Raw genomic sequence first — 23,858 nt, 5'->3', positions numbered from 1 at the left:
CGGCTATTACCAAAATCTGTTAGGAGGACTTCAAATGAAAATTCAAAACCCCGTACTAAGAGGGTTTAATCCTGACCCCTCTTTCTTAAGAGTTGGAGATGACTATTACCTTGCCACTTCCACATTTGAATGGTTTCCAGGCGTACAAATTCACCATTCCAAGGATCTTGTAAACTGGCAGTTGCTTACACATCCTCTCACTCGCATGAGTCAACTCAATTTGATCGGTTGTCCGAATTCCGGTGGAGTCTGGGCGCCTTGTTTAAGCCATGATGGTCAACAGTTTTACTTACTATATTCCAATGTAAAGTGCCTTACAGGCGTTTACAAAGATACACCTAACTATGTAATTACAGCTCAAGATATACATGGGCCCTGGTCTGAGCCTGTATATGTAAACAGCAGCGGGTTCGATCCATCGTTGTTTCACGATGACGACGGGAGAAAGTGGTTGCTTAATATGGTTTGGGATCATAGAAAAGGCCGAAACCGATTCCATGGCATTAACCTTCAAGAATATTGTGCCGATCAGCGAAGACTAATAGGGCCTGTTACAACGATTTTCAAAGGAACGAGTTTGGGAGGAACGGAAGGACCTCATTTGTATAAAAAGGATGGGTTCTATTATCTCATGGTTGCGGAAGGGGGAACCAGCTACAATCATGCAGTTACGGTTGCACGTTCTAGGAATCTGACGGGTCCCTATGAAGTTGATCCATGCAATCCCGTTCTTACTTCCAAAGGAAAATCGCACCTGCGATTGCAAAAAGCCGGTCATGCGAGTCTTGTTGAAACACAGACGGGTGAATGGTATATAGCTCATTTGTGTGCGAGACCGGTTAATGAAGATGGAGAATGCAACTTGGGACGTGAAACTGCCATTCAGCGCTGTGAGTGGAATGAAGAGGGATGGTTGCGTGTTGTAGACAGTACCATGAGTCCGCAGGAAGAAGTGGAACCCCCTAATCTGCCTTCCCATGCATTTCCTGAAGTGCCGTTCTTGGATCATTTTGATGAAACGCAGCTTTCCGTTCATTTCAGCACGTTAAGGGATCCCGCGCACCCGGATTGGTTGTCGTTAACTGAAAGACCTGGCTGGCTACGTATCAGGGGGAGGGAATCGCTGAATTCCTTACACCGTCAGAGCATGGTGGCTAGACGGCTTCAATCGTTTAAAGCGGAGGTTGAAACATGTTTGGAGTTTACACCGGATCATTTTCAACAAATGGCTGGCTTAATTGCTTACTACAACACCGAGAATCATTATTATCTGCATCTCACTCACGAAGAAAGCAAAGGTCCTGTATTGCAGCTGATCAGTTCCATGCGTGGGAAGTATAACGAATTGCTGGAGGAACCCATTACTCTTGCTGACACGATGCGTGTATGGCTAAAAGTCCATTTTAATGAAAGTTATCTGCAATTTTATTATTCAATGGATGGCAGTGAGTGGAACCTGATAGGGCCAGTTTTGGATGCTGCCAAGCTATCTGATGAGTATGCCACCATTTCTCAAGACGGGTATTTCAGATCTTGGGGATTTACAGGCACATTTGTCGGGATGTGTGTTCAAGATCTATCTGGACAGCTTAAGGCGGCTGATTTTGATTATTTCTCCTATAGGGAGTGGAAATAGATATTGGGGAAGTAATAGGAGTTCATTATAGAGCAGGAGAGGGGGATCTACTCAACGAAGAATGCGATGAGGCTATATGGTTCCAATGATGATAAAGGAGGGTTTCGTTTGAGAGTGATGAAGCAAAGTATGTGGATGATGATCGTGTTACTCCTTGCTTCCTACTTGCCGGGGATACCGCTATTTGACAAATCTAATTTAGTAAACGCTTCCAGTTATGCTTCGAGCATGTATACACCAACTGATTTGCGAATGGCACCAGCGTCGAATACAGATGCGTCGGTGGTCTTGGTGTGGGAAAAGCCTTTGTATTACTCCAATATTGTTAGATATAACATCTACAATCTGGATGGGACACTAGTCGGTTCAACGGATAAGACTTTTTACAAGGTACTTGGATTGAACCCGGAAACAAGCTATGGCTATTTGGTTCGGGCACAAGATGCGAATGGCAATGAATCCTTGGATAGCAACACCATTCAAATTACGACGAAAAGAACGGGCAAGCGCTTCAATGTTAAGGATTACGGAGCTGTAGGCGATGGAAGCACCTTGGATACTGCGGCGATTCAGTCCGCTATTGATGCAGTCACACCAGGCGATACATTGTATTTTCCTGCTGGTTCCTATGTAACTGGCGGCATATTCTTGCACAGTAATATGACCGTTTATGTGGATGCAGGCGCTGCAATCATGCCGAGTACTAAGAAAGCCGATTTCATGCCTTTCGTTTTGCAGAGACATAGTCTTGAAGAACCGGAGGCCTATCAGAGTCTCATCAATGCAGGTGTTCTAGATCACACGAATTATGGCTACTCAGTTGAGAACATTGCGATTCTGGGACCGGGGACGATTGGTGATGAAGAGAATGGTTTATTACTGCGTGAGGAGTATGACAAGGATGTTGATGAGGTAGGGCATTCCTATGGCGGCGGTCACTTGATTGGTTTGAGTAACGCTCATAACGTTTATTTGGATGGATTGCGAATCCGTAACGGTATGATGTGGACCATTGTTCCTGTGTATAGCAAAGACATTACAGCATACAATCTGGATGTGAATACCTCCCAGCACAACGGCGATGGATTTGATCCCAACTCTTCCGAGAGCGTTTACATTCTGAATTCTACCTTTCAAACCGGAGATGACAGCAGTGCCATTAAATCCGGGATTAATGAAGAGGGGCGTCAAATCGGCAGACCTTCCCGGTTTATTTACTACCGTGGAGATACGTTCAGCGGCGGTCATGGCGGTATTGTAATCGGCAGCGAAATGTCAGGGGGCGTCAGCGACGTCTATGCGGAGGATTGCAATCTGATTCCGGTGGATGTCTCATCCAATGCGGCTTCGCCGGGCTTTAAAGTGAAAACGAGCACCTCCAGGGGCGGTTACATTAAAAATATTCAAGTTCGAGATTCTCTGATTAACAAAATCGATCTGAATTCCAATTATGACAAATTGGATGTACCGGATATTTATCCGCCGGATATGAGCAACTTCCGATTTATAAATCTTGTTAATAATGATACAGCGGGTACGGCAGCAGATAACGTAATCTCGTTAACAGGGGCACCTTCTACGCCTACATCGGATAATACATTGAAAAACGTACAGTTTATCAATGTTGCGTTTACAAAAGCGATATTGACGAATACAGAAAATATCTTTTTCAAGGACAGCAGATTGACGCAAGGAATCAACTTGACGAAGAGCAGCAACATTGTCCAAGACGGAGAAGTTGTATATGACAAGTCATTCCCCGTGAATGAGGACTTCTCGGATTATCAAGTTGGGGATTCGCCAGGAGGATATTGGACGCCTTCTACTACGAACAGTAATCTAGGTTCTATAGATATTGTTTCGGATGGTGCATCCGGTCCAAACAGCATGTATTTAAATGATCGTGGAGCAGGTTATGTAACGGCTCAGCGCAGCTTTGCCCCACAAACAGGAACGACATCGGTAGAGGTCAGCATGAAATTTCTAACCCCGCAGAATGTAAGTAATGGCGTACCAACGGGAACCTACGCGACCAAGGTTACCGGAAATAATAGGGTGTTCCAATTGCTTTCTTCTAACGGCAAGATCGTCCTTTGGTTGAATACGGAAAACTCGGGTGCGTTGTCTTATGTCATTAATGGCCAAACCTCTCAAACGATTATTCCGTTGATTCCACTTGATACCTGGTTCTCACTAAAAACGGTAGTGGACTATAATAACAAGCTTGTTGATGTTTACTACAACGGTAATAAAGTACTGAGCGGTCAGCCTTTCTATGATTCAACATTGGCAACTCCGGATATTAGTACGTTCAAATCGGTTGGCCCTAATAATAATACAACTGTGGCCTCACAAGTTATGCTCGATGACTTGAAGGTTCACAGCGATTCAGCTGAGGATACGGGCTACGGAATTGTCATTCAACCATCTAATGGGAAAAGCAGCATTACCGAGAAGGGTGGCAGCTTGAGCTTCAGCGCTGCTAAAACGACCGGCGGGGCTTCGAGCGTTACCTGGGCTGTATACAACACCGACCTGACACCTACATCTCATGCAGCAATCGATGCAAATGGCGTGCTTACGGCAAAACAGGACGGCCAAGTACTTGTAACGGCATCCATGAATGATGGAAGCGCCATATTAGGGATGTATCCGGTTACGATAACAGGGCAAGAATCGGTCATTGGATTTAAACCCTTACAGGTGACAACTGCTGTAGGCGCAGCACCGATTCTTCCTGCGCAAGTTCCGGTCATGTTGGACAATGGGTCTGTTGATTACGCACCGGTGATCTGGGATTTCATGGATTCCTCCAAGTTCGCACAACCGGGAACGGTCACCATTTATGGAACGGTAACAGGATATGCTCAACGGGCTGCCATTACTGTCCATGTAACGTCCGTAGTCATAAATAGCTACTTGCCTGTAATCGTGAAAACAACGGCGGGTGCAGCTCCACAACTTCCTAATCAGGTTAAAGCCGTTCTGAATAATCTTACAACACAGTCTCTTCCCGTTGTTTGGGACGATATTTCGCCTGGATTATATGCTCATACAAATGTGAGCGGATTCAAAGTAACGGGAACAGTACAAGGAGCGGAGCTCCCAGTTACCGCTTATATCTCTGTCCTTCCTGATGTAGCGTCTGGGGCTAAGCAGTTCATACTGGTAGCTGCCGATGGAAGCGGTGACTATAGAACCATTCAAGAGGCCATACATGCAGTTCCGGATCAAAATGACGGAAGAGCCGTTATTTTTGTGAAAAATGGTCTCTATTACGAGAAGGTCCTTATTCCAGAAAGTAAGCCTTATATTTCTATGATTGGTGAAAGTGAAGACGGTGTGATCCTGACTTACGATGATAGTCCCAAGAAAACGTCTGCAAATGGATCTTCGCTTGGGCTGGGCACATATACAGACTATACGTTGATGATTAAGGGTCATGATTTTTATGGGAAGAACCTAACGATTAGAAATACGTCAGGGTCTGGCTCCGGGCAGTCCGTAGCGCTCGATATCTACGCGGATAAAGTCATGTTCGAGAACAGCAGAATCACTGCGTATCAGGATACATTACTGACTCGTAACCTAACAGATAACGCAGATCCTCTGAATTACGCAAACAATACGACGATTCAATCCTATCGTTCCTATTTTAAAGATTGCTATATCTCCGGCTCTGTTGATTTTATTTTCGGACCTGGGATTGCGGTGTTTGATCATACGGAGCTTCGTTCAAGACTAACGGGTCATGTAACGGCGGCATCCACTCCGCTGGGGCAAAAGTTCGGGTATGTATTCCTCGATAGCAAAGTGACAGGAGAACCGTTGATAAACGGAAAAAATGGCGTGGATTTGGGCCGTCCGTGGAGACCTTACGCGAAAACCGTATACTTGAACTCGTATATCGGCGCTCACATCGCTGCCACGGGATGGAACAATTTTGGTAATGCAAGTAATGAAAGAACGGCCTATTACGGGGAGTACAACAGCTATGGTCCCGGTGCCAATCCGACTGCGCGTCTTTCTTGGACTCACCAGTTAACAAGCGAAGAGGCAAGCGACTATACACTTGCTAATATTTTTAGCAAGTCAAGTACGATCAATGGAACTGACGATTGGGATCCTGAAGCCATTACATCTATTCCAAGCATCCAAACGACTACACCGCTGGGAACTGCACCCCTGTTGCCGTCTGTGGTAGACGCTGTTTATGCAAATGGAACGACTACACAGGTTTCGGTTGTATGGGATCCAATTGCACCTGAGCAGTATGCCCAAAATGGTACTTTTACCGTTACAGGCTCCGTGTATGGATCAAGTCTGAACGCAACAGCATTAGTTACGGTTCGTGCAGGTAGTGTTCTAACTGGACCGCAGCGTGTAAATGCGGGACAGTCGCTCGAGCTGGTATATGGTTTCTCAGGTGTAACTCAGAGCGTATACGGGATGGATCTAACATTCACCTACCCGAGTGAGCACATGCAGTTTGTCTCGGCAGAATCCTTAGTTGATGGCGTATCGGTCATTCATCATGTCACAACACCAGGTCAAGTGAGAATCCTCATTGCGAGTTCTTCACCTGATCAATCACTAACAGGAAGTCTGAGTCGAATTCTGCAGCTCCAATTCATGATCGATAGCTCGGCACAAGCAACGACAAGTACCATCAACTTGAGCAAAGTATGGGTAAGCGATGGCAGCGGCAACGAAATTGCGGTAGACGGAACTTCTTATGAGGTTGCTGTGGAAGCTTTCGAAGCTGCTGATATGACCACATTGATTACTAAGCTGAACGAAGCCAATTCACGAGCTGCTGCTGCCACCATTGGAACCTACTGGGGACAATATACGCAAGATGCAGTGAATCGTCTACATGATGCCATTACAAAAGCGCTTGCAGTAAAAAACGATACATCATCGGCACAATCAGCTGTTGATCAAGAGGTGCAAAGCTTGTCGGCAGCCATTCAAGCTTTTGACGCTTCCATGAACACGAACGCTGGTGTCATTGACCTTCAAATCATCGACCAGCATTATGGGGTGACATCAACGTCAAATGACTGGTCATCCGTCAAGAGATACGATCTCAATCAAGATCATCAGTTAAATATCGTTGATTTAGTTCTAATGGCACGCAAGATTGTGATTAGCCGAAGTTAAGTTGCATGTAGGGGGCAGTTGTAGCATCAAGCTGCCTCCTAAATTGAATGGGGAAGGAAGGAATGCCCGAATGATGACCAAATTAAAGCTTTTATTTGCTCTTATGTGCTTCACGATCCTAGCAAATCCCGTAGTGACGAAAGCGAACGACGAGCCTGACTTTACACTTCAAATCTCCAATGATAGTCCTACAGTTAACTCGGATTTTAAAGTTACCGTTCTAGCTGATCATCTCTCGGATATGTACGCCTATGAGATCAATCTTGCTTTTGACAGCTCCCAAGTGAGCTTTGTTAATTATCATACCAATCATGGGGGGTACGATGCATCCGCTAAGCTAACAACGAATGGGGTTCAGTTAACGCATACAGAAATCGGCGATACATCTGGTACTAACGGCAGCGCAACACTTGCTACTGTAAACTTTAAAGCTCTTCAATCGGGAAATGCGAAAATCAGCTTATCCAGTGTAAAGGTAGTAAGTTCCCAGTTGGATTTGGTTGAACATAGCAGCTCACAGTTCGTAGAAGCCCATATTTCGAGCCCAGGTGGAGGAAATGGCGGTGGCGGCAACGGAGGCGGTAACGGTAATGGTAATGGTAATGGTAATGGTAATGGTAATGGCGGAGGTTCGACAGGTTCCAATTCTGGAGGTACGGACTCGGCAACGCCAGAAAAGATAACGTCTCATGAGGTGTTCGACGAAGGTAAGAAATCATTTACTTTTACAGTCAATCCAGATGCGTTACAAGCAGTCTTAGATAAGACCAATACCAATGCATCTGGAATGAAGAAAGTAAAGATCGAGGTTGAAAACAACAATCACGCAGATGAGTATGTCAGTATTTTGCCGACACGATTGCTTTCCAATGCGGATAAGAAGGCAGAAATAGAAATAAGTACGGATGTAGGCAGTGTGACGATTCCTGATAATCTGTTTCCTGGTGGTATGACGGATGCGGACGAGATTGAACTTCATATCAAAAAGTCAACAGTGGACCATTTGAAAGTAGGGGACCATGAATATCTCAATCGTCCTTCGATCGAGTTATCGTTCACATCTGGAAATGAGATCATTCCTTGGAGCAACGATAGCGCGCCTTTGGTTGTAAGTATCCCTTATGAGCCGACTAGTCAAGAAATTCAGAATCCTGAACATATCGTTGTGTGGTATGTGGAGAGTAACGGTCATATAACTCCGGTTTACAGTGGAAAGTACGATAAGACTAGTGGGGCAGTGACGTTTACAACTACGCATTTCAGCACCTATGCCATTGGCTACCAGACGAAAACATTCCATGATCTTGCATCGACTGAATGGGCAAGACATCAGATTGAAGTGATGGCATCCAAGGGAATTGTGAACGGGGTGTCCGATCTTGAATTCCAACCCAATCGTGCCATCACTAGAGCGGATTTCATGGTCCTGTTAGTCAAAACATTAGAGCTGAAAGGTTCGCTCGGCGCCGCCTTCGATGATGTGCCGGATCAGGCTTATTACAATGAACCCCTGCGAATAGCTAGAAGCTTGGGAATTGCCGAAGGGGCTGGCGACAATAAATTCAACCCGCTCGAGCCCATTACTAGAGAAGATATGATGGTCTTGTCTGCAAGAGCTTTACAAGCAACGAACCGCTTGAATCTAAACGGAGATCATTCTACACTCGCTCAGTTCAGCGATTACAAGGACATATCTTCGTATGCTGCTGAGAGCGTTTCCAGTTTGGTCCATGCAGGAATTATTCACGGAGATGAACAAGGTGTTCATCCGAAAGCAACAACGACCAGGGCCGAGACGGTTGTACTTATGTACAACATCTTCAATCAACAATAAAAGGAGGGATGACCTATGGTAGTAGCCTCTCCCTTTATGGGAAAAGGCGCCTCGATCAGAAGACTATTTGCTATAGTCTTAGTCTCTGTGCTGCTCTTCAGCTTGCTTCCCGCGTATAGCAGCGCTAGTGCAGCTGCAGCAGTCGATATTCCCGGACAAATCGAAGCGGAGAATTGGACCGCGATGAATGGCGTTCAAGCTGAGGCAAGCAGTGATACAGGCGGCGGTCAAGATGTTGCCTATATTGATGCTGGGGATTGGTTGGAGTATACGATTAACGTTCCTTCAACAGGTACTTATCAAGTTGATTTTCGAGTGTCCTCCAAGTATACGGATAGATCATTCCAGCTTCTTGATAGTAACAGCAGCGTATTGACGAACGTGTACGTCCCTAACACGAGAGCTTTTCAGACGTGGACGACGATTAGTTTGCCGGTCCAGCTTAATGCCGGTACACAAAATGTGCGGATTTCTACGAGCACAGGCGGATTTAATCTCAATTGGCTGGCATTTACCAGCATCGATGCAGCGACGTTCCCCAAAGCCGCGCCTGGGATCATCGAAGCTGAAGCGTGGGATGGGATGAGTGATGTAAGAACAGAGAGCACCTCAGATACGGGCGGCGGGCTGAATGTAAGCTATATTGATACCGGCGATTGGTTAACCTACATGGTTAATGTTACGAATCCGGGCACATATACGGTTGATTATCGCGTCGCTTCACCCACAGGCGGTGAAATTCAATTACAAGATCAAACAAGTACCGTGACGTCTGCGGTATATGTGCCCAATACAACCGGCTATCAGAATTGGACTACGATCAGTACAACGGCAACCTTGTCCGCCGGTATCCAATCTATCCGAATTTATGCTAAAACAGGTGGCTTCAATTTGAATTGGATCAAATTTACAGCTATAGAAGCTCCGCCTCCTACTCCTACTCCAACGTCTTCGGGAACGATTCCGGGGCAAATCGACGCTGTGAACTGGTATGAAATGAATGGGGTTCAAACGGAAACAACCACAGACAGCGGCAGCGGAACTGTTGTCGATTATATTGATGATGGCGATTGGATGGATTACAACGTCGATGTGGCCACGACTGATTTTTATTCGGTGGACCTTCGAGTCGCTTCTAAAAGTGGCGGAGGCAAAGTTCAATTTATGGATCAGCAGGGCACTGTGCTTTCGACAGTCGAAATTCCGGCAACAGGAAACTGGAGCTGGTGGACAACAGTTAACACAACCATTCACCTTGAGGCTGGTTCTCAGATTCTTAGAATCGCTGCGGTCAAGGGCGGCTTTAATTTTAACTGGATGAACTTTACCGTGAAGTCATTTACACCTGACGGGATGTATTCAATAGCCGGAAACACGACTGCCACGATTGGCTGGTCGCCGGTTGCCAAAGCTCTCTCCTATAATGTGAAACGTAGTACAGCCGTAGATGGACCGTATCAACAGCTTGAAAATGTATCGGCAAATACATTCAATGATTCCAATCTGCAAAATAACACAACGTATTATTACCAAGTAAGCGCAGTGACTTCATATGGTGAAAGCAGTTATAGCACACCTGTTGCGGTAACCCCTTTATCAGTTGCGGCTTATGTACTTCAAGGCACAGCGAGAGATAGTCAAATTTCTCTGCAGTGGGATGCCGTTGATCGTGCAGAAAGTTATGATGTGCTTCGAAGCGATAATGGGGGAGATACGTATCAATCTCTCGCTACTGGGGTATCAGCAACAACGTATACGGACGCTGGATTAACGGATGGAACGAATTATCAATATGTGATTCAAGCGAAAAGCTCCAGCGGGATCATTGGAAACTCCAACGTTATCGAAATGACACCAGTAGTACCTATTGATAGACCAGATGGTCTCACGGCAAACGAAGGGAATTCCAGTGTTACTTTGACTTGGAGTGCAGTTCCGGGAGCTGCTTCCTATACGGTAAAAAGGAGCACGCTGTCTGGCAGATCGTACGCTGTTGTTGCGGATAACGTGACTGATTTGACTTTCAAGGATGAGACGGTTACGAATGATACGACTTATTACTATGTTGTTTCGGCTAATAGTTCAAGTACAACTAGCATGAATTCCGATCAGGTTGCCGCTTATCCGTTTCATCTTAAGGATGGCGCGCCTTCTAAGCCGGAAAATGTAAAGGTTGTACCCGGCAGTAATCGGGTTGCTCTACAGTGGAGTGAAGTTGCAGGTGCAGCGACTTATTCCATTAAACGTGCGACTACATATGAAGGACCCTATGAGACAATAGCAAGCGTTTCGGAAACCAGTTTTACAGATATGGGGCTAACGAATGGAACGACCTATTTCTATTCCGTTTCTGCGGTGAATGATCAGGGAGAGGGAAACAGAAGTAATGTTCGGAGTGCTACTCCAGCGAATGTAATTATTGTAGCGAAAGATGGAACCGGAGATTTTACGACGGTTACGGACGCCATTAACTCGATCTCTGGTTCTAACACCACACGACAAGTCATTTTCATGAAGAACGGTGTTTACAAAGAGAAGCTCACCATTAACAAGCCTTTTGTTAGTCTGGTAGGTGAAAGCAGGGACGGAACCATTCTTACCTATGATGATTACGCAGTCGTAGGAACGAGCAATAGCTTTTCGGTCAAGGTAACAGCGAGTGATTTTTCAGCTGAAAGCCTAACCTTCCAAAACTCTTCTTTCCCAAGATCAACTGCCGGTCCTTCTGTTGCACTTTTTGTAGTTGCTGACCGGGCATACTTCAATAACGTACGAATTGTCGGCTATCAGGATACGTTATATATTAACTCCGGCCGGCAATATTTTAAGGATTCTATAATTGAAGGTGATGTTGACTGGATTTTTGGAAATGCTAACGCCATTTTCGATCATTCAGAAATAAAAATGGTAGGTAATGGCGGCGGTTATGTCACGGCGGCATCCACCGATCAGCTATCGCCATACGGCTACACTTTCCTTAATTCAAAATTGACAAGAGGGACTTCTTTCTTAAAGGGGCAGGTGGCGAATTGGGATCCCGCATGGGATATCGATCAAAATCCTGCGGCTATCGACAGCTCCACTGAATTAGGCAGACCTTGGAGAGGCTATGCGAACGTGAAGTACATCCATACAGACATGGACGCACACATTGCTCCCGACGGATGGTTTAACTGGGGGAAGCCAATGAATTAACAGCACGTTATGGGGAATACAACAGCTATGGAGCAGGGGCTAACCCTAAAGCCCGACAAAAGTGGACCACACAATTGACGGCAAACGAAGCCAATGAATATACCGTACAAAACATCTTCCAAGGAACAGATGCTTGGGATCCAACGTTATTCGGCACCCTTCCTAGGGGAGCACAGCCGCCTGCTGCTCCAACAGAGTTGTCCATTTCGTATCAAAATGGCGCAACAGCATCCCTGGGAGATACACCGCTCCGTCTGCTATGGAACATCGTTCCTGGTGCTAGCAGCTACAATGTATATCGCAGTTCCAGTCCTGACGGAGGCTACTCGCAAATCGCAAGCGGTTTGCAGTCAGAGGTGACGACGCCAGTTACGACAGTTGAAGCTGAGAATTACAACGCAATGGATGGGGTAAAGCTTGAAACGACGTCCGATGTTGGCGGCGGTCAAGATGTTGGCTATATCGACGCAGGAGATTGGATGGATTATGCAGTCGATATGCCTGCTGATGGATTCTATACGATAAAATTACGTGTGTCAGCTCCAGACAGCGGGAAGCAGCTGCAAGTAAAATCAAGTGATGGCACTGTACTGGGCACAGTCGACGTACCATTAACTGGCGGTTGGCAGAATTGGGATACGGTTAATGCCATTGTAGCCTTACAAGCAGGTCCCCAAACACTTCGTGTTTCCTCTGTAACGGGGAAATTCAACTTAAATTGGATCGAGATCGATCAGGGATTGGAAGGAAAGGTCAAATTCACGGATACGGTGGTCAACACCGGAACTCCCTATTCCTATACCGTAACTGCGGTCAATGAAAATGGTGAAAGTGCATTCTCAAGCGCAGCATCGTTGTCAAGCGCAGAAGTGTCGTTTGATCGCAACATGTTGAATCAAGCCAATATTCAAGTTTCGGTCCAGATTCAAGGTGAAGCTGTAACATCGATTACGAACGGATCGTATACATTAGTGCAAGATAAAGATTTCTCAATTGCAGATCCTATGTTTACAATCAATAAATCCTATTTGAAGCAACTGCCTTTAGGTACAAATACGTTAGTATTTACGTTCGATTCAGGCAGAACTATTCCTTTTGAGATTCAGGTAAGCAATACATCCATATTGCCCAGCCAAACAATCTCGAATGTCATGCCGCTTCATCTCTATACATTTGAAGGGATAGCGCCCTACTTGCCTTCCATCGTTCCTGTCACCTACACGGATACTTCTGAGAAGGCGCTGCCTGTCGTATGGAATAGCGTAAGTCCGGCCTCATATGCAAGTGCGGGAAACTTTACCGTTCAAGGTACGATAAAAGGAATGGATATAGTGGTTGACGCAGATGTAACTGTCCAAACCAAATCTTCAGTGAACTATGCTACCGGCGGTGACGATCTGCAGTCATACGTAACAGGGTTACCTTTCGACATGCCAAACATGACACTGTATACGTTTCCTGATAAGGACTTCAACATCGTGGACTATGGCGCAGTGGGAGACGGAGTAACGAAGAATACCTCAGCAATTAACCAGGCGATTATAGCCGCTTCAGCCAATCCTGGCGGTGGCCGCGTTATTGTTCCTGCCGGTGTTTGGTATACGGGGCCTATTGTGATGCAGAACAATGTGAATCTTCATCTGGAAGACGGTGCGACCATCTTATTCAGCTCTGACCTGGATGACTTTTTACAAGTGAATGGCCCGATCAGACATCAGTTGAATGCATCAGGTGTAACGAACATTGCGGTCACCGGCAATGGAGTATTTGACGGCAATGGTCAATACTGGAGACCTGTCAAGAAGAGCAAGGTTACGACTACACAATGGAATTATTTGCTTTCCATGGGTGGAGTACTGAGCGAAGATGAAAGTATGTGGTATCCGTCCGAGCAAGCTGTTGATGTGGCTAGACCCATATTGCTTAATATTGCAGATAGTAAAAATGTTCTTGTCGACGGTCCCACATTCATGAACGGCCCTGTATATGCCGGCAGCTTCACCAGAGTTCAAAATCTTGTAATCAGAAATACAACGGCCAACAATGACTGGTGGTTCCAGAATGGTGATGGTCTGGATGTGACTTCTTCACAAAATGTCGTGATGTACCATAACACAGTGAATGCCGGGGATGACGACATCGGAATGAAGGCCAGCGGTGATCCAAGCTCCATCCAAACTCAAACGAATGTGGTTGTCGCCAACAATATCGTTTTCCGCGGACATGGTGGCGTTTCATTCGGGAGCAACACCTCGGGCGGCTTTAAAAATCTAGCCTTCCTTAACAATCAATACATCGGTACGGATACCGGCATTAACATCAAATCTTATGTCGGCGGCGGCGGACCGATCGAAAACCTTTATTTCGATGGCATCCATATGGACAATATTCTTGGTTCTGCCATTAGCTTCAGTGATTTCTATACAGGCCATAACGATACTGTAGATAACGCCCAACTTGGCGTTGATAAGCGTGTGCCGGAATTGAAACAGATTTCAATCAGTAATATTACTGTGAATGGCGCCGATCAGGCAGTAACCATTGACGCGCTTCAAAATGTACCGGTTCATGATATTGTTTTCACGAATGTGAAGATGACATCGAATACCGGTTGGGTATCCAACAATATTGCGGATGTGCAGCTAAATCATGTACAAATTGTTCCTGCAACAGGCGTAATCTACGACATGAGCAATGCGTCGAATGTTTGGTTCAATCATGTGGATGTCCCGACAGGAACGAGCACATTCCTGCGACTAACAGGTAATTATGCAAACAATATTATTTTGCAGAATACGGAATACGCCAATGCCAGATTCCCTTGGCAGTTGGGGACAGGGATTAGCCCTGCAGCTATCGTGATTCCTGAGGTGATCACGATCCCGCAAGCGCCAGCCCATCTTACTGCCATCACTGGGGCATCCCAAGTGTACTTATCCTGGAATGCCGTTGCCGGGGCGGATCAATATGTGGTGAAACGCAGTCTAACCAGCGGTACGGATTACCAAACAGTTGCCTCTAACGTAACAAGCAATGCTTTTTATGAATCCGGGATGGTTGAGGGAACTTACTACTATGTGGTTACAGCCGTAAACTCCGCTGGCGAAAGCATTCCTTCCGATGAAGCTAGCGTAAACATCCAAGCTCCATCGGAAACAGTACCATTGGCTGTCATTAGTGGAGGAACTACTGCCTTAGTAGATCGAGAATTTGAGCTCGTATATGGGCTTAATCATGACAGTATGACAAGTAATGCGAATACACCTGTTGTTCGCCAGAGCTTCACCATGACGTATGATCCGGAGCAGATTCACTTTGTTTCGGCTGAGTCGCTGGTAGATGGGCTTGCATTGACATCCATCGAAAACGACCAAACGGCTGGAAAAGTTACATTTATCATGACAAGTGGTACAGCTGGGGTCGTCCCTCATGGTGATATGATGAGAATCAAGTGGAATGCAGTCGGGTTGGAACATCCAGGCGATTCGAAAACAATTCTTCGACTCAAAGAGATGGAAATCCAAGATGTACATGGTACGATCTCGATGGTTGCGGACACCATTCATTCGATGGATGTACTTATTGATAAAGCAGCGTTAAGCAGCCAAATTTCATCGTCGGATTCTCTGGCTTCCGAGAGTTATACCACTTCTTCGTGGGCACTTCTTCAAAGCTACTTGACTTCGGCTAAGGAGATTCAGAGCAACCTGCTGGCAACGCAAGCCCAAGTCAATGCGGCGGTAAGCAATTTGCAAGCGGCTAGGGCACGATTAGAATTCCAGCCCTCCAAGTCGGTTCTTGGCTCAAATATGGAAAGTGCGCAAACGGTACTTGACGCTTCTTCCATTGGGGTTCGATGGGGGCAATATCCTCAGGCGGCACACGATACACTGGCTGCTGCCATTGCCAAGGCTGCCGAAGTATTCAACCGTGCAGGCGCAGATGGTACTGAAGTTAGTCAAGCCGCACAAGAGGTTAATTCTGCCCGAGAAGATTTCTTGGCAGCTATGAATTCAGTTGCTAGCGTAGGTGACCTGGGTATCATCTCCGCACATAATGGAGTCGACTCGACCGACAGCAGCTGGTCTGAAATTCAACGGTACGATATCAACCATGATAACCGAATCGACATTATTGACTTAGCGGCGATTGCGCAGAAGTTCTAACAGGTGAGTCCGGCTCGGCCGGACTCTTTCTAAATGGAAAAACTTGCCCGATGAGGTTCGCTGTATGCTCTCGGTAGTAACACTAATATGAATCATAAAAAAAGCTATAAATGTACTGAATAATGTACGTTTATAGCTTTTTTTAATTTCAACGAAACCCCGTCCAATGCTTATCCCGCTTGTATCGGCAAGGTTTGGATACGAAGCGAATCCTTTCTATCTTTTAACTCGCAAAGGATCGTGCTCAAGATTCGCTGTTCGCCTTCCGCCAACGAGCGGAGCAGCAGGATAATGCGGTCGAGCAGACTCATTCTACGGCTTAAGCCGAATTTGAGCAGAAGATTTCGGATGACTGAGGTTTCCTGCAGCAGCTCCTGGTAAGCATCGAACGCGGCTTGGCTGATCAGGCCAGCTTCATTCATATACTGAAGTCGCAGTAACATCAGCTGCTTGTGATCGGACAGTACATGAAAAAAGCGGAAATCACCCATCTCCCTATCCGACTTAGATTCCTCAAGGACGTGAAGCAGGTGATCGTAAGTCTTCATACCATATTCCAGAACAGTCGTGGTCAGCCATGTAGGCTCACGATGAGGAGTGTAGGTTGATTGCAGATAATCGGTTAGCGATTGTATCGCGGTTTCTAAATCGAACTCCCAGGAGACGTCCGGTTTGTAGCGCCACAGCTCGATGCAGCCCATGCGATTCAGATGAGCGGGCAATTTGCATACGGCATCCTCCAGTTCGCGGTAGGTAACCTCGAATACTCCGTACCTAGTGGCTTCGTCCGGATTCCGATGAAAATCCGCTAGAAAGAAGACTTCACGACTGTCGTCAAAGCCGATTATCATCGGGTCATGTAGATCGTCCATTTTTTGATAATAGGGGTAATAGGGGATGTAATATTGATTCAGGAGCTGGTAGATATAGGTCCCTTTGGATAAGGCTTGTTTATAAAAGGAGATCAGATCACCAGCTTCTAGGATCTTCGATAGAGTCGTACTTGATATTTCAAGCCAGGGGCATTCCTCTTCAGGTGAGGCGATGTGAGTGTAATTGAGCACGACATCCCTGCCGCTCCAGCCTTGAATTAGCTCTAGTTGAATGTATTTGGAACATAGCCAGGATTTGAAGGCAGGATGACGTTGAGCGATCGAAAAGATATGGGCCTGATTAGCCCAAGAAGTGATGATGGGACGTTCGACGGGCAGCATACAGGTGGAATGCATCATAAATTCCCCTTTCATTTTGGAAGTGGCTAGGTGAATGTGTTGTAAAGCAAAAAAGCAAACCATGAAAATTGTAAAACAAACCCAGGTATTTTTAAAAGAGGACAAATAACTAGTCTACATACGACAACGACAAAAAATGAAGAACAAAAATTAGGAGCAGGGCCCTGATGATGACATACTTCTACATCTTTAGATAGAATTGTTTGGTACATGAGTTATGCAGTTGAAGTAATTTATTGGTAGTTAATCTATGTCAAAAATCTTACGTCCAACTAAAAAAACACTTGACTTTTGAAAATCACCACAATAATTGCGAAGGATACCTTAACCAAGGTGTTACTTCAAAATTACAGGTGATTTTCCAATGAAAGCGTTAAAAAAACCGAAATATCGGGATTTACAATTGAGTGAATGTGCGGGCGCCCCTATCTTGCGTACCCTTTGGGAGAGGTTTGATATTTCGCTCCTCTTAACTCAGTCTGGCATGATGAAGCGTAGCGGAACGCCGTCCTGGTTGCTATGTTTTCTCTATGTGGTGGGTCTCATTTCTAATTGCTCTTCCGTTGTTCAAATGGCCGATTTGGCTCAAAAGGACTCTTTATTAAAAGTTATGTTTAAGCCATGGAAACTTGCGCAGTATACCATGAGCCGTTTTTTTACGACTTCGTTTCCATGGAAAACATTTGGTAAAAAGCGAATTGAGCGCCTTCAGCAGGATGGGCAAACAAGGCTGAAAGAAGGGGATGTCATAAATCTAGATGACACGCATTGTGCGCATCCGTATGCTAAACAACTCCCTTTTTTATCATGGCTTTTTGATCATTCTACGAAAACATATTCATGGGCGATGAATTTGGTTGTCATTCAAGCTGTCTTACAAAGTGGGCTAGAGTATCCCTTGTTCTATTCGATTTGGCATAAACCTGAAACCAAAGGTGAGGGTCTTACGAAGTTGGATCTCGCCAAGCAAATGCTCTTGATGCTGCGTGAATCCGTGAAATGCCGATTATGGGTAGCCATGGACCGTTGGTATTTGTGTAAGGATTTTTTCGTGTTCCTGGAGTCAAATCAGTTTGATTGGGTAACCAAAGCCAAGCGAAATACGGCTTTATTTCGAAGGGAAATCGAGCCTCTTACTCGAAGAGAGCGTTACGTACCGTTGACTCCCAATATGCTTATTCGAGAAGTGTTTAAGAAGCTAACAAGTCACAGAACATCAGGTCTGGTATCCATCGCAATTCCAGATATCTATATGAAACAGCCCTATACCGTAACCAATCGTAAAGGAAAACAAGTCACCAAACAAAGATATGTTCAGATTGCCGCTGTTGCCGCCATGCGTTTAAAGGAAGACGAACTCTCGATACATGTAGAATCTACGGAAGATGACGAATCCCCAGCTACATACAGAGGGGCTTATCTTCTCATTAGTAACCGCTACGATGCACCGAAGGAAGCTACACAGACGTATGTGAAACGCTGGCGTATTGAGGTGTTTTTTCGAACTGCTAAGCAGGAACTGGCTTTTGAAAAGTGCCACTCCGAATCCGAAGCGCATCACCATGCCCACTTCGAGCTATTATTTACAGCGGAGACCTTGCTGGGCGTTGCCTTATTTGAAATGAACAAAGAAAAAACGAGTGGAGATGAAGGCTGCACCCACGGCGAAATGGTCCGCAGCCTTTTCCACACTCGTTGCCAAACTCGCAAAAGAACCTACAAAGGTCATGAGCGAATCTACGTTGATTTTGACATAGAAGTGAAACGTTTTGCAAGACTTATTCGATTATTTTGGCCACAGCATTATTTAATGCTTCTTTGGGTTACACCTAAACCACAAAATTACCAAGTGTTACCACGAGGTGCATAACTCATGTTGATATATCTAAATAACATTTCTTTCCATTCATGAATCAAACGGTTGAATTGATCTTTGGTGCCGTCGCTAAGAAAATGCAGCGCAATGCCGTCGCGAACTGCCCAGAATAGCGATGTGACAATGCCTGCATCCAACTCCTGCCGAAACTCTCCGCTTTCCATCCCTTCCCGGATGACCTCAAGAATCATGCCCAGCGCTTTCTGGTTGTTACCGTCCATTTGTGCTTGCATGTCTTCATTCCGGGAGGAATGAATCGTAAATTCCAGATGGAACTTGAGCAGGCGCCTCAAATCCTCCAAAGGCTGATCAATAAATCGCTGGAACATGTAATTCAGCTTCTCGGTGGCACTCTCGTGTGCTTGAAACTTCGTCTTGAAGCTGTTTACCATCGTGTTCATTCGTTTTTCCATCAGGCGAATATAAATGTCTTCTTTACTTTGGAAATAGGTATAGATGGAGCCCTTGCTGACTCCTAGATGAATCGCAATGTCATCGATGGTCGTACCGGCGTAGCCTTTGCCGGAAAAACAGTCGAGTGCGCCTTCCAGTATGGCATCGCGCTTTTGCTGCTTATACGCTTCCGTTACCTTGGGCATGCAGAGCTTCTCCTTTAGCTTTCGGACTGAGTGTCATAGCTCGCTCTTTCTGAGGCGTTGATTCTATGGGCTTCATGTCTATGAATATAGCGTGAGAAGCCGCTAATTGCAAGACGAACGGAAGCTTCCTGCTGATGGAACTGTGAATCAGGCGATCAGGCTTCTTTTTTTAATGTGCCATGAATAATGGTGTTCTTCCTGGACATCCAGATGTACACGCCAAGCGTTACGGCACCGGCGGTAAGCACGAAGCCGTGCATCAACCATACCATACTTCGCAGAGCTAGTGAGTTCAGCAGCAATGAGGCGGCTATAAATCCGCAGCCAAAACCAAAGGAATTAAGTAAGCTGGATACCCCCGCAATTCGACCTCGGATCTGATTGTCACATTGTTGAATGATCGTCGACTGCAAGGTCATGGCGCAAGCGTCGGCAATCCCTGTTAAGAATGCGCAGACAAGCACGATAGGAAGTGTTGTCGTCCAAAAGATGCAAACAAATCCCAGTGACATGAATAGTGTGGATATCAAATAAGCCCGGTACAAATCTACCTGTACCAACTTAATCTTAGGAAGAAAATAAGTCATAAGAACATTTCCCGCTCCCCATATAGACCACATGGTACCGTACAACATAGCTTGCTTCTTGGCATCTATGGACTCAGCGAGCAAGGGGAAACCCAAATTATGGGAAGCCGAGCCGAAAGTATCGACGAAGTACACAAGGAAGACGAGTAGCACATACGGGTAAAGGCGGAAGTACCGCGTTACCTCGTAGAAATCGCCTGCTACTTGCCGGAAAAAGCCGCCCATTTGCTTGTGAACGGTAAATGATTCGCTTTCCCATTTTAGCTTGTAAAGGATAATCCCCGAGACGAGAAAGGAGATTGCATCTACAATGAGAACCGTTTCATAGCCGAAGAATTCATAGAACAACCCTCCTACGAGAAAGCCAGCGACCATGCTGATTGAGCTTAGTCTGGAGATCATTGCATTGATGTTCAGCACATTCGAGCTTCCGTAAATCTGCGGGATTTCGGCTGTGTAACTGACCTGAAAGAAGCTGGAGACAAAGCCGGAAGCGAAGCGGACGATCAAGATGAACATCGGGTCCGGAAACGGAATAATGAGTAGAATCAATAGGCCGCGCAGGACATCGCTGACAATCATGATCTGCTTACGGCTTAAACGATCGGCTGCCATGCCGGATGCAGAACTGGCCAGAATACCTCCGATCATGGTACAAATCATGGAAGCGGACAGCCAGAAGACACTGCCGGTTTTGATGTAAATCATGGCGTTGATGGCGATCATATCCATACGGGTTCCGAAATCAGAAAAGGCTTTCACATACAGATAAACTTGGAGCTTCATTCGGCATTCTCCTTGTAGATTGCGCTTAATTTAAATAAAATGACCGGTCAGTTTTTTATATTATGACACACTTCCTGGAAACCTTCAATACATCTCTAGTGTGTATCATCACATTTCAACTACGATCAGCACACCCTAACGCTAATCCATATTACCTTGTGCCTTCCAGACATCTATCGTACTCATCCATACATGGACGTAACATTAACATCCCCGCCCCCCAAATCTTCATCAACAGTCCACGTAACATTCATCATGGCTGGTATCGCTGGATCGGGTATGTTACCCTGAAGAGAAGAAGAAACGGGGAGCGTGCAGCAAGTGAAGCGGGTGCTGATTACGGGATATAGAGCATCGGAGCTGGGGATTTTCTCCTTAAAGCATCCAGGAATATCTATTATTAAAAAGGCCATCACAAAGCAAATTATCTCGCTCATGGATGAGGGACTGGAATGGGTTGTCGTGAGCGGAGGCTGGGGAGTCGAGCTGTGGGCCGCAGAAGCTGTGATCGACTTAAAGACGGAATATCCCCATATGCGGTTGGCGGTCATCACTCCGTTCCTAGAGCAGGAAGAGAAGTGGAGCGATGAGAAGAAAGGCATTTACAGCGGAGTATTGGCACGTGCCGACTATGTAAACAGCGTGACAAAAACCAAATACGATGGACCTTGGCAATTTAAGGAAAGGGATACCTTTCTGCTGCGGAATACGGATGGTATGATCCTGGTATACGATGAGGACACTGGGGGCTCACCGCAATACATCAAGCGGCAGGCGATGCGTCTGGCGGAACAAGGCTCGTATCCCATTTTCAGCATCAATGCAATGGATTTGCAGAGTGTTGCCGAAGATGAGCGGCAGGATATGGATTACGTCTAAAGCACGTGAGACGGACTGCCGCCGCTCGATCATGGAAGCTTTCTTTTACCCTTAACGAAGGGCTACTAGAAGGCTTTTTTGCTTTGTGAGTTTCTAACATGCGGGGATTCGGTATGTTTCTGACAATGATGCAGACACTATGTTCAGTGGCTGCAGCTTCTGAGATGGAGATTTGCGGCAGGAAACAAAGCTCCACAGGATGTTGAAGGTGGGGGAGAGCGTTATCGTTGTTGTAGGTGAAGAGAAGAAGGGCCACATGACGAAATTGGTTGAAGTTAAATGATGTCAACAGGGCTCATGACGAAAAGGGATTTTGATTTCATTGATCATGTAAGCGCTTTTGCATTACGATAAGTACACAAACACTTTGTCGAAAAAAATCGGCAAAGATGATTCATACTTAGGAGGGGTATCCTAATGGATGCGACAGTAAACAAAACGCAAGCAGCTTCCGGCGGAGTACGGGTAAAGGTTCAAAGTTTCGGCCGTTTCCTGAGCGGTATGGTGATGCCGAACATCGGCGCATTTATCGCATGGGGGTTAATCACAGCTTTATTCATACCAACGGGCTGGATTCCAAATGAATATTTGGCGAAGCTTGTCGGTCCGATGATTACCTATCTGCTGCCCCTGTTGATCGGATATACGGGCGGTACGATGGTGCACGGCACGCGTGGAGGTGTCATCGGCGCGGTAACGACGATGGGGGTTGTCATCGGTACGGACATTCCCATGTTCTTGGGAGCGATGATTGTAGGTCCCTTCGCGGCATGGGTGCTGAAACAATTCGATAGGTCGATCGAAGGAAAGGTCCGTTCCGGCTTCGAAATGCTGGTCAACAACTTCTCCTCAGGTATTATTGGAGGAATACTAGCAGTTCTAGCTTACGCAGTTGTAGGTCCAGCTGTGCAGGTGGTAAGTAAAACGCTCGCCGCTGGTGTTCAGGTTCTGGTCAATGCAGGATTGCTTCCTCTGGCTAACCTTCTGATTGAGCCAGGTAAGGTGTTGTTCCTGAACAATGCCATCAACCATGGCGTTCTCAGTCCGATTGCTCTAGACCAAGCGTCCAAGACAGGCAAATCCATTCTATTCATGCTCGAATCCAACCCAGGTCCGGGACTTGGCATTCTCCTCGCATACTGGCTAGTTGGCCGCGGAAGCGCAAAGCTGTCCGCACCGGGCGCAGCGATCATTCATTTCTTTGGCGGTATTCATGAGATCTACTTCCCGTACATTCTGATGAATCCTCGTCTCATTCTTGCAGTTATGGCCGGCGGTGTGACAGGTACGTTCACTTTCTCGTTGTTTAACGCGGGTCTCGTAGCACCTCCTTCACCGGGCAGTATCTTTGCTTACATTGCAATGGCGCCTAAGGGCGGCCTGCTGCCGATCTTCACCGGCGTTATTACGGCAACGATCGTTTCCTTCCTTGTCGCGGCGCTGCTGCTGAAGACTGTGAAGAAAACGGATGAAGAAGACAACCTTGAAGCAGCGACTGCCAAAATGAAGGATATGAAGCAGGCGCCTTCTAAAGCTCAAACTTCTTCAGCGGCAACAGCAGCAACAGCTGCACCGGCGGCTACTACTGTCGTCAAAGCTGCGTCCGACGTGAACAAGATTGTATTCGCTTGTGATGCAGGTATGGGCTCCAGTGCGATGGGCGCCTCCATCCTTAGGAAGAAGATGAAGGACGCGGGCGTCGATGTGACGGTCATCAATACGGCTATCGGCGAGATACCGCAAGATGCGGACATTGTCGTCACGCATAAATCATTAACGGATCGGGCTAGAAGCAAGGCTCCGCAAGCCGAGCATATTTCCATCGATAACTTCATGAAAAGTCCGGAATATGACGTGCTCGTCGATCGATTGCGTTCTTGATGAGGATATTTGTAACGCTGGCTA

At 46.2% G+C, this 23,858-nt stretch carries 11 protein-coding genes; 8 read left to right on the top strand and 3 right to left on the bottom strand.

The window, feature by feature from the left end; all coding sequences use genetic code 11:
• The first annotated feature begins 34 nt into the window (after positions 1 to 34).
• The 5 genes from L0M14_RS18325 (at position 35) to L0M14_RS18305 (ending at position 15,994) form a co-directional block, all read left to right on the top strand.
• Positions 35 to 1,636 carry a glycoside hydrolase family 43 protein gene (locus tag L0M14_RS18325; protein WP_235118071.1) on the top strand — a complete coding sequence of 534 codons (1,602 nt, stop codon included), beginning with the start codon at positions 35 to 37 and terminating at the stop codon, positions 1,634 to 1,636.
• Between the two features lie 117 nt (positions 1,637 to 1,753).
• Positions 1,754 to 6,799, top strand: a complete 5,046-nt coding sequence (locus L0M14_RS18320; RefSeq protein WP_235122953.1) for a pectinesterase family protein — start codon at positions 1,754 to 1,756, stop codon at positions 6,797 to 6,799.
• Positions 6,800 to 6,869: 70 nt separating this feature from the next.
• Positions 6,870 to 8,633, top strand: a complete 1,764-nt coding sequence (locus L0M14_RS18315; RefSeq protein WP_235118070.1) for an S-layer homology domain-containing protein — start codon at positions 6,870 to 6,872, stop codon at positions 8,631 to 8,633.
• Positions 8,634 to 8,648: 15 nt separating this feature from the next.
• Positions 8,649 to 11,828 carry a pectinesterase family protein gene (locus tag L0M14_RS18310; RefSeq protein WP_235118069.1) on the top strand — a complete coding sequence of 1,060 codons (3,180 nt, stop codon included), beginning with the start codon at positions 8,649 to 8,651 and terminating at the stop codon, positions 11,826 to 11,828.
• Between the two features lie 74 nt (positions 11,829 to 11,902).
• A complete protein-coding gene (locus L0M14_RS18305) occupies positions 11,903 to 15,994 on the top strand; it encodes a carbohydrate-binding protein (protein ID WP_235118068.1) in 4,092 nt (1,363 codons plus the stop codon).
• 170 nt (positions 15,995 to 16,164) lie between these two features.
• Here L0M14_RS18305 and L0M14_RS18300 read toward each other — a convergent pair whose 3' ends face one another.
• A complete protein-coding gene (locus tag L0M14_RS18300; protein ID WP_235118067.1) occupies positions 16,165 to 17,226 on the bottom strand; it encodes a hypothetical protein in 1,062 nt (353 codons plus the stop codon).
• Positions 17,227 to 17,590: 364 nt separating this feature from the next.
• Between L0M14_RS18300 and L0M14_RS18295 the strand changes: the two genes are divergently transcribed.
• On the top strand, positions 17,591 to 19,096 hold the full coding sequence (locus L0M14_RS18295) for a transposase (RefSeq protein WP_235118066.1): 1,506 nt from the start codon (positions 17,591 to 17,593) through the stop codon (positions 19,094 to 19,096).
• Here the strand turns inward: L0M14_RS18295 and L0M14_RS18290 are convergent.
• Complete coding sequence (locus tag L0M14_RS18290) at positions 19,069 to 19,701, bottom strand: TetR/AcrR family transcriptional regulator (protein WP_235118065.1); 633 nt, start codon at positions 19,699 to 19,701, stop codon at positions 19,069 to 19,071. The genes L0M14_RS18295 and L0M14_RS18290 overlap by 28 nt on opposite strands.
• Positions 19,702 to 19,856: 155 nt before the next feature.
• Entirely contained in the window at positions 19,857 to 21,074 is a 1,218-nt protein-coding gene (locus L0M14_RS18285; RefSeq protein ID WP_235118064.1) for an MFS transporter, read from the bottom strand.
• A 321-nt stretch (positions 21,075 to 21,395) separates the two neighbouring features.
• On the opposite strand from L0M14_RS18285, the gene L0M14_RS18280 reads away from it, so the two are divergent.
• Positions 21,396 to 21,953 carry an SLOG family protein gene (locus L0M14_RS18280; protein WP_235122952.1) on the top strand — a complete coding sequence of 186 codons (558 nt, stop codon included), beginning with the start codon at positions 21,396 to 21,398 and terminating at the stop codon, positions 21,951 to 21,953.
• Positions 21,954 to 22,370: 417 nt separating this feature from the next.
• Complete coding sequence (locus L0M14_RS18275; protein WP_235118063.1) at positions 22,371 to 23,834, top strand: PTS mannitol transporter subunit IIBC; 1,464 nt, start codon at positions 22,371 to 22,373, stop codon at positions 23,832 to 23,834.
• The last annotated feature ends 24 nt before the right edge of the window (positions 23,835 to 23,858 follow it).

This window comes from Paenibacillus hexagrammi, from assembly GCF_021513275.1.
Lineage (GTDB): Bacteria > Bacillota > Bacilli > Paenibacillales > NBRC-103111 > Paenibacillus_E > Paenibacillus_E hexagrammi.
The sequence above is the reverse complement of the archived record's forward strand: the minus strand, read 5'-3'. Positions and strand labels throughout refer to the sequence as shown.

Bases quoted from the DNA above. Each gene is read 5' to 3' on its own strand.
- L0M14_RS18325 (WP_235118071.1), top strand. From the start codon at position 35: ATGAAAATTCAAAACCCCGTACTAAGAGGGTTTAATCCTGACCCCTCT.
- L0M14_RS18320 (WP_235122953.1), top strand. From the start codon at position 1,754: ATGAAGCAAAGTATGTGGATGATGATCGTGTTACTCCTTGCTTCCTAC.
- L0M14_RS18315 (WP_235118070.1), top strand. From the start codon at position 6,870: ATGATGACCAAATTAAAGCTTTTATTTGCTCTTATGTGCTTCACGATC.
- L0M14_RS18310 (WP_235118069.1), top strand. From the start codon at position 8,649: ATGGTAGTAGCCTCTCCCTTTATGGGAAAAGGCGCCTCGATCAGAAGA.
- L0M14_RS18300 (WP_235118067.1), bottom strand. From the start codon at position 17,226: ATGATGCATTCCACCTGTATGCTGCCCGTCGAACGTCCCATCATCACT.
- L0M14_RS18295 (WP_235118066.1), top strand. From the start codon at position 17,591: ATGAAAGCGTTAAAAAAACCGAAATATCGGGATTTACAATTGAGTGAA.
- L0M14_RS18290 (WP_235118065.1), bottom strand. From the start codon at position 19,701: ATGCCCAAGGTAACGGAAGCGTATAAGCAGCAAAAGCGCGATGCCATA.
- L0M14_RS18285 (WP_235118064.1), bottom strand. From the start codon at position 21,074: ATGAAGCTCCAAGTTTATCTGTATGTGAAAGCCTTTTCTGATTTCGGA.
- L0M14_RS18275 (WP_235118063.1), top strand. From the start codon at position 22,371: ATGGATGCGACAGTAAACAAAACGCAAGCAGCTTCCGGCGGAGTACGG.